15 protein-coding genes are annotated in these 13,952 nt (G+C 74.1%); 1 reads left to right on the top strand and 14 read right to left on the bottom strand.

Going from position 1 to position 13,952, the window contains the following annotated elements; genetic code table 11:
- Positions 1–198: 198 nt before the first annotated feature.
- The 8 genes from ACWGH1_RS20825 to ACWGH1_RS20790 form a co-directional block, all read right to left on the bottom strand.
- The gene (locus tag ACWGH1_RS20825) at positions 199–462 is read right to left on the bottom strand and encodes a hypothetical protein (protein ID WP_453352915.1); all 264 of its coding nucleotides are present in this window, start codon (positions 460–462) and stop codon (positions 199–201) included.
- 136 nt (positions 463–598) lie between these two features.
- Positions 599–1,378 (bottom strand): hypothetical protein, encoded by a 780-nt coding sequence (locus tag ACWGH1_RS20820; protein WP_453352914.1) that lies wholly within the window; start codon positions 1,376–1,378, stop codon positions 599–601.
- Positions 1,378–2,652, bottom strand: coding sequence for a VWA domain-containing protein (locus ACWGH1_RS20815; protein WP_453352913.1), 1,275 nt, complete (start codon positions 2,650–2,652; stop codon positions 1,378–1,380). The genes ACWGH1_RS20820 and ACWGH1_RS20815 overlap by 1 nt, the downstream gene beginning before the upstream one ends.
- Before the next feature lie 73 nt (positions 2,653–2,725).
- On the bottom strand, positions 2,726–3,658 hold the full coding sequence (locus ACWGH1_RS20810; RefSeq protein ID WP_453352912.1) for an endonuclease/exonuclease/phosphatase family protein: 933 nt from the start codon (positions 3,656–3,658) through the stop codon (positions 2,726–2,728).
- Complete coding sequence (locus ACWGH1_RS20805) at positions 3,655–4,080, bottom strand: GntR family transcriptional regulator (RefSeq protein ID WP_453352911.1); 426 nt, start codon at positions 4,078–4,080, stop codon at positions 3,655–3,657. The genes ACWGH1_RS20810 and ACWGH1_RS20805 overlap by 4 nt, the downstream gene beginning before the upstream one ends.
- Positions 4,081–4,119: 39 nt before the next feature.
- Positions 4,120–5,112 (bottom strand): ABC transporter permease, encoded by a 993-nt coding sequence (locus ACWGH1_RS20800; protein WP_453352910.1) that lies wholly within the window; start codon positions 5,110–5,112, stop codon positions 4,120–4,122.
- A complete protein-coding gene (locus tag ACWGH1_RS20795; protein WP_453352909.1) occupies positions 5,109–6,047 on the bottom strand; it encodes an ABC transporter ATP-binding protein in 939 nt (312 codons plus the stop codon). The genes ACWGH1_RS20800 and ACWGH1_RS20795 overlap by 4 nt, the downstream gene beginning before the upstream one ends.
- Positions 6,048–6,203: 156 nt before the next feature.
- Positions 6,204–6,416: a chaplin gene (locus tag ACWGH1_RS20790; RefSeq protein WP_453352919.1), complete on the bottom strand. Its 213-nt coding sequence runs from the start codon at positions 6,414–6,416 to the stop codon at positions 6,204–6,206.
- Between the two features lie 293 nt (positions 6,417–6,709).
- Here ACWGH1_RS20790 and ACWGH1_RS20785 point away from each other — a divergent pair, with 293 nt between their 5' ends.
- Positions 6,710–7,483 (top strand): 3-hydroxybutyrate dehydrogenase, encoded by a 774-nt coding sequence (locus ACWGH1_RS20785; RefSeq protein WP_453352908.1) that lies wholly within the window; start codon positions 6,710–6,712, stop codon positions 7,481–7,483.
- 65 nt (positions 7,484–7,548) lie between these two features.
- Here ACWGH1_RS20785 and hypE read toward each other — a convergent pair whose 3' ends face one another.
- Genes hypE through ACWGH1_RS20755 form a run of 6 tightly spaced genes read right to left on the bottom strand, consistent with a single transcriptional unit; the run spans position 7,549 to position 13,872 of the window.
- Complete coding sequence (gene hypE, locus ACWGH1_RS20780) at positions 7,549–8,664, bottom strand: hydrogenase expression/formation protein HypE (protein WP_453352907.1); 1,116 nt, start codon at positions 8,662–8,664, stop codon at positions 7,549–7,551.
- Entirely contained in the window at positions 8,657–9,829 is a 1,173-nt protein-coding gene (gene hypD, locus ACWGH1_RS20775) for a hydrogenase formation protein HypD (protein WP_453352906.1), read from the bottom strand. The genes hypE and hypD overlap by 8 nt, the downstream gene beginning before the upstream one ends.
- Positions 9,826–10,212, bottom strand: a complete 387-nt coding sequence (locus ACWGH1_RS20770) for a HypC/HybG/HupF family hydrogenase formation chaperone (protein WP_453352905.1) — start codon at positions 10,210–10,212, stop codon at positions 9,826–9,828. Before ACWGH1_RS20770 ends, hypD begins: the two co-directional genes overlap by 4 nt.
- Positions 10,181–12,613, bottom strand: coding sequence for a carbamoyltransferase HypF (gene hypF / locus ACWGH1_RS20765; protein ID WP_453408886.1), 2,433 nt, complete (start codon positions 12,611–12,613; stop codon positions 10,181–10,183). The genes ACWGH1_RS20770 and hypF overlap by 32 nt, the downstream gene beginning before the upstream one ends.
- On the bottom strand, positions 12,613–13,455 hold the full coding sequence (hypB, locus tag ACWGH1_RS20760) for a hydrogenase nickel incorporation protein HypB (RefSeq protein WP_453355205.1): 843 nt from the start codon (positions 13,453–13,455) through the stop codon (positions 12,613–12,615). The genes hypF and hypB overlap by 1 nt, the downstream gene beginning before the upstream one ends.
- A gap of 3 nt (positions 13,456–13,458) precedes the next feature.
- The gene (locus ACWGH1_RS20755) at positions 13,459–13,872 is read right to left on the bottom strand and encodes a hydrogenase maturation nickel metallochaperone HypA/HybF (protein ID WP_453355206.1); all 414 of its coding nucleotides are present in this window, start codon (positions 13,870–13,872) and stop codon (positions 13,459–13,461) included.
- Between the last annotated feature and the right edge of the window lie 80 nt (positions 13,873–13,952).

Below are 13,952 nucleotides of genomic sequence, written 5' to 3'. Positions count from 1 at the left end.
GCTCACTCGCCGGGCGTCCGGCTCGTGTCACTGTCCACGGCGGCGCACCCCGGCACCCGGTTTCCGCCTCGGCGGCAGGTCCGCCGCCCGCCCCGCTCGCGCATGATCGGTCCGCACCTACCGGAGGGAGCTCGTCCGCATGCCAGCCGATGACCGGCCGCAAAGCGTCGCGCGGACGGAACGCCCCGTCCGGACGGCTCAGGCGCCGATGGTCCCGCGAACGCCGCCGAGTGCCTCGTCGAGGGTCGGGGCGATCAGCTCGTGGCCGGTGAACCCGTCGTCCGTCCCGGGGTCGACGGTCCATCCCCACCCGGAGGAGTCGTCGCCGTCGATGGTGGCCGTGTGCTCGCCGCACGTCACCGTGATGGACAGGTTCCCGGCCGGGAAGGCGGTCACGTCGGCGTGCGCCTCCTCGCCCAGGATGCGGCGGACGGCGTCACGGGCGGTCTCTACGGTGGTCATCAGCGGGCCCTCCTCACAGGCGGCGGGTACCGGTACACCTCCAGTACACCCCGCGCCGGACGGCGCCGCGTGCGCGGAAGAGGAGGCGGCCGCGGCGCCGTGCCGTGACCGCCCCTCCCGTCGGTGGCCCCGCCCGTCAGGCGCGGCGCGCGGGCCGGCCCGAGCCGCGGGTGAGTCGGTATCCGGCGATGCCGGCGAGGCCGCCGAGCAGTCCCCCGGCCGCGGTCCAGATCCACCGGTCGGACCACCAGCCGCCGGCCCAGCCGTCCTCCGGTTCCGTCCCCGCCGCGCTCCGGCGCGCCGCGGTGCTGCCGGGGACCAGCGGTGCGGCGACGGCGCCGTCCACCGCGTGGGCCCCGCCCAGCTCCTTCGCATCGGCCTGCACCTGCGCCCGTACGGGCTGACCGAGGTCCTCCTGGGCCAGGTCCACGACCGTAAGGCGCAGGTAGTACGTGCCCGGCAACGGGTCGTCGGACCACGTGTCGGCGCCGCTGCGGACGGGGCGCAGGGTGCAGGAGAGTTCCAGCGTGGCGCTCTCCTTGGGCGCCGGCGCCGCCTGTACCCCGTACATGCAGGGCTGGCGGCGGCGCAGTCCGTCGTAGACGTCGATCCGCCAGGTCGAGGCGGCGTGCCTGGAGCCGGCCGGCGGCAGCGCCACCTTGGCCCGCACCGTGGTGCGCTGGCCGACGTCGAGCGGGAAGGACCAGTAGAGGTAGTCACCCGTGGAGGCGTCGGCGGTCGCCTCCTGGCCGAGCTTGACCGGGGTGGCGGTGCGGAAGGCGGTACCGGCCTCGGTCGGTCCGGCCGTCGGCCCGCTCGGCCTCGGCGAGGGGGTGGCGGCCAGGGCGGTGCCCGCCGGACCGAGCAGACCGGCGCCGGTCAGCAGGGCGGCGGTCAGTACGCGTACGGTACGCATCAGTTGGTCCTCCAGACCGAGATACGCCAGCGGGAGATCCAGCCCCAGACCAGACCGGCGACGAGGCCGGCGAGGACCAGCACACCGAGCAGCCACCAGCCGCGGCCGAGACCGAAGGCCGCCGCGTCCGACGCGTGGTCCGGGCCGGCCACCAGGTCGATGGTCAGCTCCAGCGGCATGCCCGGCGCCGTCTTCACCGACGCGGGTGCCGAGAAGGAGTTGCTGACCTGGAGGCAGACGGTCTCGGGCGCCGTTTCGGCGTTGCCGTCCTCGTCGTCGAGGACGGCCTTCGGGTAGCGCAGGCCCGTCGAGATCAGGTCGGTACGTCCGTCGCCCGCCTCGGAACCGCGGACGATCTCCCGCCCGTGCACGGTCGAGGCGCGCAGCATCACGCCGTAGTCGTTGTTGACGGCGCGATCCGCGGCGAGGCTCACCGACGCGCGCAGCTCCTGGCCGGGTTTGACGTCGATTTGGTACCAGCGGTGCTCGCCGAAGGTCTCGCGGTCGCTGTAGAGCCCCGCGCCCAGCTTCGGCGCGTTCCGGCACTCCTTGGCGCCCTGGGCGGCGACCGGGGTGACGACGGGAGCCGCCGCCCGGTCGACGAGTTGCCGTACCCGGCCGGAGAGTTCGTCCTTGTGCTGGACGGAGGTGTACGTGCCGCCGGTGGCCTCGGCGATGCAGACGAGCTGGTCGCGCGTCTTGGCGTCGGGGACGAGACCGAGCGTGTCGATGGTCAGGTGGATGCCCTGGGCGGCGATGTCCCGGGCCACTTCGCACGGGTCGAGCGGGGCGCAGGTGTCCTCGCCGTCCGTGATGAGCACGATCCGCCGGGTGGCGTCACCGCCCTTGAGGTCCTCGGCGGCCCCGAGCAGGGCCGGCCCGATCGGGGTCCAGCCGGTGGGGGCGAGGGTGGCCACCGCGGTCTTCGCCTCGGTCCGGTTGAGCGGGCCGACGGGGTAGAGCGCCTTGGTGTCCTTGCAGCCGACGTTGCGGTCGTCGCCGGGGTAGGTGGCGCCCAGGGTCCTTATGCCGAGCCGCACTTCGTCGGGCACGGCGTCGAGCACCTCGTTGAAGGCCTGCTTCGCCGCGGACATCCGGGACTGGCCGTCGATGTCGGTGGCGCGCATGGAGCCGCTGACGTCCAGGACCAGTTCGACCTTGGGGGGTTCCTTGGATACGGGTTCACCGGCGGAGGCGGTCGCCGGGAAGAGCCCGGCGGCCAGTGTGGCCAGCAGGCCGCAGGCCCCGGCCGCCACCCATTTTCTTGTGATCATCGCCGGATCGTATTGAGGATGGTCCGCCAAACCAAAACGTGGGCGGCCGCGTTGACGGCGCGCAACCGGTTCCTCAGATCCGGATCCGGGCGGCGACGGGCAGGTGGTCGCTGTCCGTGGCGGGCAGGGTGCGGACGGCGGTGACGGTCACCGACCGGGCCAGGATCTGGTCGATGCGGGCCACGGGGAGCGCGGCGGGCCAGCTGAACGCGAACCCGGGGCCGGGCACGCCCAGCTGCGAGGTGACCGGGGCAAGTCCGCGGTCGTCCACGGTGCTGTTGAGGTCCCCGAGCAGGATCACTCCGGCGAGCGGCTCGGCGGCGACGGCGGCGGCGAGCAGCGCCGCGCTCTCGTCGCGCCGGGCGGAGCCGAGGCCGTGTGCGAGTCCGAGGCGCACCGAGGGCAGGTGGGCCACGTACACGGCCACCGGGCCCCGCGGGGTCGCCGCGGTCGCCCGCAGGGCGCGGTTCCAGTCGCCGCCGAGCCCGGCGGGCCGGATGTCCACCGGACGGACGTCGCTGAGCGGGAAGGCGGACCAGAGGCCGACCGTGCCGTGCGTCGCGTGGTAGGGGTAGAGCGGCGCGAGGGCCGCGGCGAAGGGCGCGAGGACGGCCGGGGTGAGTTCCTCGGCGGCGATGAGGTCGGCCCGGGTGGCGGCCAGCGCCTTCGCGGTGCCGGCCGGATCCCGGTTCTCGTCGCCGACGTTGTGCTGGACGGCGAGGATCTCGTGGGGCCGGCCGGACGCGGGGAGCAGCAGCGCGCCGAAGAGGCCGGTCCAGACGAGGCCCGGCAGCAGTGCCGCGCAGGCGGCGAGCCGGGAGCGGCGCAGCAGCGCGAGGCCCAGCAGCAGCGGGACCGCCAGGCCCAGCCAGGGCAGGAAGGTCTCCAGCAGGCTGCCGGGACGGCCCGCGGAGTTGGGCACCGCGGCGTGGCAGAGCAGCAGGGCGGCGGTCAGTACGGCGAGCGCGGTGAGCACGCGCCCCCGGACGGGCGGTGCCCCTCTCACGTGAGCGGCTCCGTGGCATCGAGGGCGGCGGTGCTCCCCGGGAACACCTCGGCGCGTACGGTGTCGAACAGGGCCGTCACGCCCGGCGCGTCGAGGCCCGCTTCGCGTGCTTCCCGCATCCAGACGGCGAGCCCGCCGCGCAGCCCCGGCTCCGTCCGCCCCTGCGCCCCGGACGGCTGCGGGACGTGCGTGACGAACGTACCGGCACCCTGGCGGACTTCCACGAGCCCGGCGCGTTCCAGCTCGCGGTAGGCCTTGAGCGTGGTGTTGGGGTTGACCTTGGTGGCCGCGGCGACCTGCGCGGCCGTGGGCAGTTTGTCGCCTTCGGTCAAGGCGCCCATCCGCAGGGCCCGTTCCACCTGCTGGACGATCTGCAGGTAGGCGGGCAGCCCGCCGCGCCGTTCGATGTGGAATACGACCATGGTGCCCGCCTCCTTCGTGCCGTGTGGTGACCTGTCACTCTATGACGTGAACGGGGCCCGGCGGAGGCGCCAGAGGAAGAGCGCGATGAGGACCGCGCTCAGTGCCACGAGCACTCCGGCGGCGGTCCACTGCAAGCCGGCGCGCTGGTCGGCGCCGAAGTAGTCCCAGACCGAGTTGACGATGCCGAGCCGGGCCCGGCAGGCCTCGGGGGACGCGTCGGAGACGCAGGTGCCCCATCCGTAGAGCTTTCCGGACGCGGTGCCCACCCACTGGTCGACCTGCACGACGTGGTCCAGTACGGCCGGCTGGTCGGCGCCGAGCGGGAACGAGATCCGGCGCGGGGTCGCCAGGTCGTCCTTGTACACGTCACCCACGACCAGGGCGGCCCAGGAGGCCAGGAAGGTCAGGACCATCGCGCTCACCACACGACGGGTCAGTGCCCCGATGGCGAGGCCCAGGGAGGTGGTGAAGAGGGCGGTCGCGACCAGGACCGGGCCGGTGGCCTCGAAGACGGGGTCGTGCAGCCAGTCGGTTCCGGCGACGGGGCTGACGGAGTCGCGCCACCGGCCGAAGAGCAGGCTCAGGGGCAGGGTCGTGACGGTGGCGACGCCGAGGGCGAAGCCGACCTTCGCCAGGAGCCAGCGGCCCCGCGGGACGGACTGGGTGGTGACCAGCCGCGCGGTGCCGTGCTCCAGGTCGGAGGCGATGAGCGAGGCCCCCAGGACCACGCCCAGCACCCCGGGCAGGGAGCCGAGTGTGCTCGCGTAGGAGTTGAAGCGGTTGACGACCCGGTTGGTCACTTCGCCGTCGAGGGTGTCGGCGGATTTCGCGGGCCAGCCGGCTCCGTGCAGCGTGTCGAGCATCGCGGCGCGCTGGTACACGATCCAGGCGGCGCCGAGGACGGTCACGGCGAGGCAGGCGAGGAGCGCGATCCGGTGCTGGCGCACCAGCAGCCAGAGCAGGCCGCGCGGGCCGCGGCGCCGGGCGCCGGGGGTGTCCCGGTCGGCTTCGGGGTGGGTGAGCGTGGTCATGCGGCGAATTCCTCTCGCGGGGCGGGCGCCGCCGTCGGGGCGATCAGCGCGGGGGCCCCGGGCGAACGGAGGTAGGCGAGGAGTACGTCCTCCAGGCCGGGCTCGGTGAGCTGCCACTCCTCGTTCAGCGGGCCTTGGCGCAGCAGGAGGGCGGTGAACTGCCGTCCGGCGGTCCGGGTTTCGATGACGGTGTGGGCGGCCAGCGCCTCGGGCAGGGCGCCATCGGCATCGGTGACCCCGGTGACCAGCGTGTGCATGGGCACGAGTTCATCGGTCTCGCCGGCCATGCGGACGGTTCCGCCGTCGAGTACGAGCAGGAAGTCGCACATCTGCTCCAGCTCGCCGAGGAGGTGGGAGGACATCAGGACGGTCGTACCGTGTTCGGCGGCCTCGGACATCAGCAGTGCGCTCATCTCGTCCCGGGCGACCGGGTCGAGGTCGGCCATCGGCTCGTCCAGCAGGAGCAGCTCGGGGCGCTTGCCGAAGGCGAGCGCGAAGGCGACCCGGGTGCGCTGTCCTCCCGACAGCTCGGCGATGCGGGCGTCCATCGGGACCCGGCCGCCCCGCACGATCCGTTCGGCCACCGCACGGTCCCAGCCGGGGTTGAGCTCCTCACCCGTGCGCAGGGTCTGCGCCACCGTGAACCGCTTGAACAGCGGCTTGTCCTGCGCCAGGTAGGCCCAGCGCGGCATCGCGGCGGCATCGCCGGCCGGTGCGCCGAAGATCCGCAGTTCACCGGCCGAGGGTCCGGCGAGCCGGGACGCCAGACTCAGCAGCGTGCTCTTGCCCGCCCCGTTGGGGCCCACGAGGGCGCAGATGCGGCCGGCGGGGATGCGGAAGGTGCAGTCGCGCAGCGCCCACCCCCGGCGGTACCTCTTCCCCAGCCCGCGTGCTTCGAGCGCCGACCGGGTGCCGGCGGGACCGGGAACGGTCATATCCCCCACGCCTCCCCCTCTCCATGATTCCATTAAATGACTAGTGGAATCATGGTGTGTGGCTCCGGGCCTGTCAACCGGCTCCCCATGCGCGGGGCCCGCCACCCGCCGCCGGAGCGGAGGGTGACGGGCCCGTGAGCCACGTCCTGCCGAAGGTCAGGAGTTGACGCAGACGTTGCCGGCCGCCGGGTTCAGCAGACCGATGACGTTGACCGAGTTCCCGCAGGCGTTGATCGGGATGTGGATCGGAACCTGGACCACGTTGCCGGAGAGCAGACCCGGCGAACCGACGGCCAGACCCTCCGCATGGGCATCGGCCGAAGCCGCCGAGGCTCCGCCGACGACCAGGGCACCGGCCGCCAGGGCCATCGCGACACTCTTGAGAACACGCGACACGAGGTGTCTCCTTCAGATGCATCCAGCGGCGCGACGAACGCGCCACACGGTCCGGTTCGGGTCCGCACTCCTTCCTTCGTCCACGACCGGGTCCCGCCTTTACCTCTGGAGCGGCTTTCCCGCAAACGGATGAGCCCGACCGGCGCAGCCTCGGACACGCGTCCGGATCCTGGGCCACGGATGGCGGTGCGCGCCACAGCGGCCCCGACCGCTGTGTGGCCGTACGCCATGGGCGCCGCCGGCCGCCGCGCCTACTGTGTGCAGGCATGACGAGCACACTTCCCGCCCCCGCCGCCGCCGACCTGCGCGGGCGGGTGGCCCTGGTGACCGGCGGCGGCAGCGGCATCGGGCGGGCCTGCGCCCTCGCCCTGGCCGGGGCCGGCGCGACCGTACACGTGGTGGACATCGCCGAGGAGGCCGCGAAGACCGTCGCGGCGTCGATCGGCGGCCGGGCGCACGCCGTGGACCTGGCGGATTCGGCGGCCATCGGCGTACTGCCCCGCGAGGTCGACGTACTGGTCAACAGCGCGGGGCTGCAGCACGTCGCCCCCATCACCGACTTCGCCCCGGAGCGCTTCGCCCTCATCCAGCAGGTCATGGTCACCGCGCCGTTCCTGCTCCTGCGCCATGTGCTGCCGCACATGTACGCGGGCGGCTGGGGCCGGGTCGTCAACATATCCAGCGTGCACGGACTGCGCGCCAGCGCCTACAAGTCGGCCTACGTGGCCGCGAAGCACGCCCTGGAGGGGCTGAGCAAGGTCGCCGCCCTGGAGGGCGCCGCACACGGCGTGACCAGCAACTGCGTCAGCCCCGGGTACGTCCGCACCCCCATGGTGGAAGGCCAGATCCGGGACCAGGCGGCGGCCCACGGGGTCAGCGCCGAGGACGTACTGAGCGAGGTGCTGCTGGCCCGCTCCCCGGTCAAGCGGCTCATCGAGCCGGAGGAGGTGGCGTCGGCCGCGCTCATGCTGTGCGGCCCGCACTCGGGCTCCATCAGCGGCACTTCGCTGGTCATCGACGGCGGCTGGACCGCACGCTGACCCGCTCCCTGGGCGGCCGGCGAGCGGCCCCGCCGCGCGGGGACCGCTCGTGTGGTCCGGCCGGCTCAGCAGATCCGCGGCAGCTGCTCGCCGATCGGCAGGTCCACCACGCGGGTGCCGCCGAGGCCGGTACGGGCGACGACCAGCCCGGGGTGGGCCTCCACCGCCTCGCCGATCACCGCCGCGCGGCGGCCCAGCGGGTGGGCGCGCATCGCCTCCAGCACGGCGTCGGCGTGGTTCCGGGGCACGAACGCGACGAGCTTGCCCTCGTTGGCCACGTACAGGGGGTCCAGGCCGAGGATGGCGCACGCGTTGGCGACCGGGTCGGGAACCGGTACCGCGCCCTCGCGGATGACGACGCCCGCTCCCGAGGCGGCGGCGATCTCGTTCAGGGCGGCCGCCAGACCGCCGCGGGTGGGGTCCCGCAGGACGTGCAGGTCCGGGGTGACCGCGAGCATGGCGTCCACCAGGCCGCCGAGGGCGGCGCAGTCGCTCTGGACGTCCACGCCGAACTCAAGGCCCTCGCGCACGCTCATGATGGCCACGCCGTGCAGTCCGATCTCACCGCTGACGATCACGACGTCCCCGGGGACCACGCGCTGGGGGCGCAGGTCGACACCGTCCGGGATGAGCCCGATCCCGGCCGTGTTGATGTAGACGCCGTCGCCGTGGCCGGCCTCGACCACCTTCGTGTCGCCGGTGGCCACCTCCACCCCCGCCGCGCGCGCCGCGCCGCCGAGTGCCCGGGCCACCTCGGCCACCACCGCCATCTCGACGCCCTCTTCGAGGATGAAGCCGCAGGACAGGTAGGCGGCCCGGGCCCCGCTCATCGCCAGGTCGTTGACCGTGCCGTTGACCGCGAGGTCGCCGATGCTGCCGCCGGGGAAGAACAGCGGCCGCACCACGTAGGAGTCGGTGGAGAAGGCGAGCCGGACCCCGCCCAGCAAGAGTGCGGCGGAGTCGCCGAGCTGGGCCAGGATCTCGCCCCCGAAGGCGGGCGCGAAGAGGTGCTGGACCAGCTCGGCGGAGAGCGCCCCGCCGCCGCCGTGGCCCATCACCACGCGGGGGCGGTCCCGCAGCGGCGCCGGACAGGTCCAGCCGGTGACGTCCAGCGCGGTTGCGGACTGCGCGGGCAGCGCGGTCCCGGGCTGCGCGGTCTGCGGCAACGAGGTGTCAGGCAACGGGGCTCGCCTCCAGCGGTGCGGTGGTCTCGTGCGGGGCCGCCGGCGCGGGTGGCGCCGTACGGGCGGCCGGGGTGAGTTCGAGGCGCCGGTAGAGGTAGTAGGCGGCGCAGGCGCCCTCGCTGGAGACCATGGTGGCCCCGAGCGGGCTGCGCGGCGTACAGGTGGTGCCGAACGCCCCGCACTCGTTCGGCTTGATGAGGCCCTGGAGGACCTCGCCGCTGCGGCACTCGGCCGGCTCGCGGGTGGCGATGCCGGTCACCGCGAACCGGTGCTCGGCGTCGAACTCCCGGTACCGCTCGGACAGCCGCCAGCCGCTGTCCGGGATGACGCCGATGCCGCGCCAGGCCCGGTCGGTGACCTCGAAGACGTCCTCCAGCATGGCGAGCGCGGCGGGGTTGCCCTCCGGGCGGACGGCCCGCGCGTAGGCGTTGTCCACGGTGTGCTCGCCCCGCTCCAGCTGCCGCACGGCGCGGCGCACGCCTTCCAGGATGTCCAGCGGTTCGAAGCCGGTCACCACGATCGGCACCCGGTGGCGGGCGGCCAGTTCGGGGTACTCCCCCGTGCCCATCACGCTGCACACGTGCCCGGCTGCGAGGAAGCCCTGCACCCGGCAGCTCGGCGAGCTCATGATCGCCTCGATCGCCGGGGGCACCCGGACGTGGGAGACCAGCAGGCTGAAGTTGGGGATGCCGAGCTTCTTCGCCTGGTACACCGTCATCGCGTTCGGCGGGGCGGTGGTCTCGAAGCCGATGCCGAAGAAGACGACCTCGCGGCCCGGGTTCTGCCCCGCGATCTTGAGGGCGTCGAGCGGGGAGTAGACGACCCGTACGTCACCGCCCTCGCTGCGCACCTGGAACAGGTCGCGACCCGTGCCCGGGACGCGGAGCATGTCGCCGAAGGAGCAGAAGATCACGCCGGGGCGGGAGGCGATCTCCAGCGCCTTGTCGATGACCTCCAGCGGCGTGACGCACACCGGACAGCCCGGACCGTGGATCAGCTCCACCTGTTCGGGGAGCAGTTGGTCGATGCCGTGCCGGATGATGGTGTGGGTCTGCCCGCCGCAGACCTCCATCAGCGCCCACGGCCGGGTGACCGTGGCGTGGATGTCGTCCAGGAGCCTGCGGGCGAGGCCGGGGTCCTGGAACTCTTCGATGTACTTCACTGCCGCGCCTCCTGCGGTACGTGCCCTGCGGCCGGGCCCTCGGTCCGGCCCCCGTCCCCGTCCCGGCCCCCTTCATCGGTCCGGGCGGTCTCCTCGAAGGGCCAGGCGGCTCCGCCCGCCTGCGCCGCCTGCTCCCAGGGGTCGCCGAACTCCTCCTGGAGCATGCCGAGCTCGGTGAACAGCGCCAGCGTCTGGCGGGCGGATTCCTCGTCCAGGCGCTGGAGGGCGAATCCGACGTGGACGATGGCGTACTCGCCCACCTGGAGGTCCGGCAGGTACTCCAGGCACACCTCCTTGACCACCCCGCCGAAGTCGACGGTGGCCATGCGGGTGCCGTTCTCCTCCGCGATCTCAAGCACTCTGCCGGGTACCGCCAGGCACATGGGCTTCTCCTCGCTGTGGGTTTTCCGTGGTGCGGTCTCGTGCGTCGGCGCTGTGGCCGCTGGTGTCCGCGGTGTGGCCGCGGGCCGCCGCCACCATGAGCTGGCCGAGCGCCAGCCCCCCGTCGTTCGGCGGCACCAGGCGGTGGCGCAGGACCGTGAAGCCGGTTCCGCGCAGCCCGGCGGCGCAGGCCGAGGCCAGCAGGGTGTTGCCGAAGACCCCGCCGGTGAGGGCGACGGTGTCCGCCCCGTGGCGTTCACGCGCCGCGGCGCAGACGGTACTGACGAGGGCGGCGACCGACGCGTGGAAGCGGGCCGCGATCAGCGGCGGCGGGGTCCCGGCCCGCACGTCGGCCACGACGGCCCGCAGGACGGGCGCCGGGTCGGCGACGAGCGGGCCGTCGGGGGCGGCGGACCGCGACGGCCGCAGGGCGAAGGCGTACCCGGGGGCCGCCCCGGGGGCGTCCAGCGCCGCGGACTCCAGCTCGATCGCGGCCTGGGCCTCGTAACCCGCGTGGTGGCAGATGCCGGCCAGCGAGGAGACGGCGTCGAAGAGCCGGCCCATGCTGGACGTGGGAGCACAGTTCACGTCGCGGCTCAACTGGATCCGTAGCACCCGCAGTTCGTCCGCCGGACAGGCCTCGACGCACGGCAGGCCGGCCGTCCAGCCGATGCCCGCCGCGCGCAGGTGGGAGAGCGCCATGCGGTACGGCCGGCGCACCGCGGCGTCCCCGCCGGGCAGCGGGACGTAGGCCAGGTGCGCGAAGCGGGTGTATCCGGCGTAGTCCGCGAGGAGGAACTCCCCGCCCCACACCGCGCCGTCGTCGCCGTAGCCGGTGCCGTCGAACGCGACCCCGATGACCCGCCGGTCGCCGGTCAGGCCGTGTTCGGCCATCGCGGAGGCGATGTGCGCGTGGTGGTGCTGGACGCGGATCAGCGGGCGGGAGCCGGCGTTGCGCACGGCCCACCGTCCGGAGCGGTAGCCGGGGTGCCGGTCGGCGGCGAGCAGGGCGGGGCTGACCCCGGTGATGCTCTGCAGCTGACCGGCCGCGCGCTCGAAGGCGTACTGCGTGGCGAGGTCGTCCATGTCCCCGATGTGGGCGGACGGCCAGGCCCGGCGCCCTTCGCCGAGGCAGAAGCTGTTCTTGAGGTCTCCCCCGACGGCCAGCGTCGCCGGTACCGGCGCGGGGAGCGCGAGGGGCAGCGGCGCGTAGCCGCGGGAGCGCCGCAGGACCAGCGGTTCTCCGTCGCAGACGCGCACCACCGAGTCGTCGCAGGGCACGTGGATGGGGCGGTCGTGGGTGAGCCAGGCGTCGGCCAAGGGGCCCAGCCGGTCCAGGGCTTCGGCGTCGTCGGTGACGATCGGTTCGCCCGCCAGGTTGCCGCTGGTCATGACGAGCAGGCGGGGGCCGGGAGGGTCGCCGGGCAGGCCGAGCAGCAGGTGGTGCACGGGCGTGTACGGGAGCATCACGCCGAGGTCGGGGCTGCCCGGGGCGACGCCTTCGGCGATCACCGGGCCGTCCGCGGCCGTGCGGTGGCGGCGCAGCAGCACGATGGGGCGCGGGCCGCCGGTGAGCAGGGCGTGCTCCTCGGGGCCGGTCGAGACGAGGGCCGCCAGGTCTGCGAGGTCCCGGGCCATCAGGGCGAACGGCTTGTTCCCGCGGGCCTTGCGGCGGCGCAGGGTGGCCACGGCCGCCTCGTCGGCGGCGTCGCAGGCCAGGTGGTAGCCGCCGAGGCCCTTGACCGCGAGGACCGCGCCACCGGCCAGCAGCCGGCGCGCCTCGGCCACCGGGTCCACGCCGGGCACCTCCCGCGGCGGTGTCCCGGCCAGCAGCCGCAGCCGGGGTCCGCAGGCGGGACAGGCGACGGGCTGGGCGTGGAAGCGGCGGTCGGCGGGGTCGGCGTACTCGCGGGCGCAGTCCGGGCACATCGGGAAGGGCGCCATGGTGGTGTGGGCCCGGTCGTACGGCAGTCCGGTGACGATGGTGAAGCGCGGGCCGCAGTGGGTGCAGGTGATGAACGGGTGGCGGTACCGCCGGTCGGCCGGGTCGGCCAGCTCGGCGAGGCAGTCGGCGCAGGTGGCGACGTCCGGGGAGACCAGCGTACGGGCGGGCCCGCCGCTGCGGGAGGCGATGATGGTGAAGCCCGCGCCGCCCGCGAGGGGGACCGCGCAGTGGTCGACGGCGTCGATGAGCGCGAGGGGCGGGGCGTCCGTCGCGAGCCGCTCGCAGAATTCGGTGACCGCCGCCCGGGCGCCTTCCACCTCCGCGACCACCCCGTCCGGGGTGTTCGTGACGTGGCCGGCCAGCCCGAGCGCGGTGGCGCGGCCGTAGACGTACGGGCGGAAGCCGACGCCCTGGACCACGCCCCGCACCGTGACCCGGCGGCGTTCGACGGCCTCCATCAGCGGGTCCGCACCACGGGCGGGTGGGCGTGGTGGTGGCCGGCGCCGTGCTCGTGACCGGCACCGTGACCGTGACCGGCACCGTGACCGTGATCCGCGCCGTGCTCGTGACCGGCACCGTGACCGTGATCCGCGCCGTGGTGGTGGCCGTGGTCCCGGCCCGCCATCACGGGCTCGTGCGCCGGGCAGCCCTCGCCGACGGCGAGCGCCCGCTCCAGCAGGGTGCCGAGGCCCTGCCCCGTGCGGACGGAGGTGAGCACCACCTCCACACCGGGGTTGACCTGCTGGACATTGGCCCGGAAGGCGGCCTCGTCGAACTCGACGGCCTCGGCGATGTCGGTCTTGGTGACCACCACCAGCTGCGCGAGCCCGAAGGCGGTCGGGTACTTCAACGGCTTGTCCTCGCCCTCGGTGACGGAGGCGAGGACGACCCGCAGGGATTCCCCGAGGTCGTACGAGGCCGGGCACACCAGGTTGCCGACGTTCTCCACGAACAGCAGCCGCGATCCGTCGGGCAGCCACCCGTCCAGGTGCCGGGCCAGCATCGCGGCCTCCAGATGGCAGAGGCCGTCGGTGAGCACCTGCTTGACCGGGACGCCGGAACGGCCCAGGCGCAGTGCGTCGTTCTCGGTGGCCAGGTCGGCGGTGAGGGCGGCGACGCCCACACCGCGCCTGCGGGCGAGGTCGAGTTCGCGCTCCAGCAGGGCCGTCTTCCCGCTGCCGGGGCTGGAGAGCAGGTTGACGACGGTCGTGCCGCGTGCGGTGAGTTCGGTGCGCAGGGTCTGCGCGGCCGCCTCGTTCTTGGCCAGTACCGCCTGCTTCAGGTCGACCACTCGGCACATGGTTCAGCGCTCCTCGGAGATCGGTTGGCGGGTGTGCGCGGGGGCGGGGACCGTGGCGTCCTCCGGCTCGTCGTCCCAGGTGACGTCCAGGATCCGCAGCTCGCGTCCCGAGACCAGTTCGGTGCCGGTGGCGCTGCCGCACGCGGGGCAGCACAGGTCGGGCGGCATGCCGACGGCCCAGTCACCCGTACAGGAGGTGCAGCGGGCGCGGGCGGCGACGGCCTCGGCGGTGAGGGCGGCGCCCTCCAGGGGCGTTCCGGCGCAGGCGAGTTCGAAGCAGAAGGCGAGGGCGTCGGGGACCACCCCGGCGAGTTCCCCCACCTGGAGCCGGACGGCGCTCACCGTGTGCGCACCGGCGGCTCGGGCCGCTTCTTCCACCTGGCTCACCACGGCCATGGCGATCGACATCTCGTGCATCGGGCTCCGTTCTGCCGGGCCTCATTAGAGCGGCACGGCGGCGGCGGAGCGGTCGGGCACGCCGACACGCGGCCCGCCCC

The sequence above is a fragment of the Streptomyces sp. NPDC054883 genome (assembly GCF_053610645.1).
Note: the sequence above shows the minus strand (reverse complement) of the source record. Positions and strands in the feature narration are given on the sequence as shown.

Excerpts from the sequence above, each read along its gene's own strand:
- ACWGH1_RS20815 (WP_453352913.1), bottom strand. The coding sequence starts at position 2,652 with ATGATCACAAGAAAATGGGTGGCGGCCGGGGCCTGCGGCCTGCTGGCC.
- ACWGH1_RS20770 (WP_453352905.1), bottom strand. The coding sequence starts at position 10,212 with ATGTGCCTGGCGGTACCCGGCAGAGTGCTTGAGATCGCGGAGGAGAAC.
- ACWGH1_RS20785 (WP_453352908.1), top strand. The coding sequence starts at position 6,710 with ATGACGAGCACACTTCCCGCCCCCGCCGCCGCCGACCTGCGCGGGCGG.
- ACWGH1_RS20795 (WP_453352909.1), bottom strand. The coding sequence starts at position 6,047 with ATGACCGTTCCCGGTCCCGCCGGCACCCGGTCGGCGCTCGAAGCACGC.
- ACWGH1_RS20790 (WP_453352919.1), bottom strand. The coding sequence starts at position 6,416 with ATGGCCCTGGCGGCCGGTGCCCTGGTCGTCGGCGGAGCCTCGGCGGCT.
- ACWGH1_RS20800 (WP_453352910.1), bottom strand. The coding sequence starts at position 5,112 with ATGACCACGCTCACCCACCCCGAAGCCGACCGGGACACCCCCGGCGCC.
- ACWGH1_RS20755 (WP_453355206.1), bottom strand. The coding sequence starts at position 13,872 with ATGCACGAGATGTCGATCGCCATGGCCGTGGTGAGCCAGGTGGAAGAA.
- hypB (WP_453355205.1), bottom strand. The coding sequence starts at position 13,455 with ATGTGCCGAGTGGTCGACCTGAAGCAGGCGGTACTGGCCAAGAACGAG.
- hypF (WP_453408886.1), bottom strand. The coding sequence starts at position 12,613 with ATGGAGGCCGTCGAACGCCGCCGGGTCACGGTGCGGGGCGTGGTCCAG.
- ACWGH1_RS20805 (WP_453352911.1), bottom strand. The coding sequence starts at position 4,080 with ATGGTCGTATTCCACATCGAACGGCGCGGCGGGCTGCCCGCCTACCTG.
- ACWGH1_RS20820 (WP_453352914.1), bottom strand. The coding sequence starts at position 1,378 with ATGCGTACCGTACGCGTACTGACCGCCGCCCTGCTGACCGGCGCCGGT.
- ACWGH1_RS20825 (WP_453352915.1), bottom strand. The coding sequence starts at position 462 with ATGACCACCGTAGAGACCGCCCGTGACGCCGTCCGCCGCATCCTGGGC.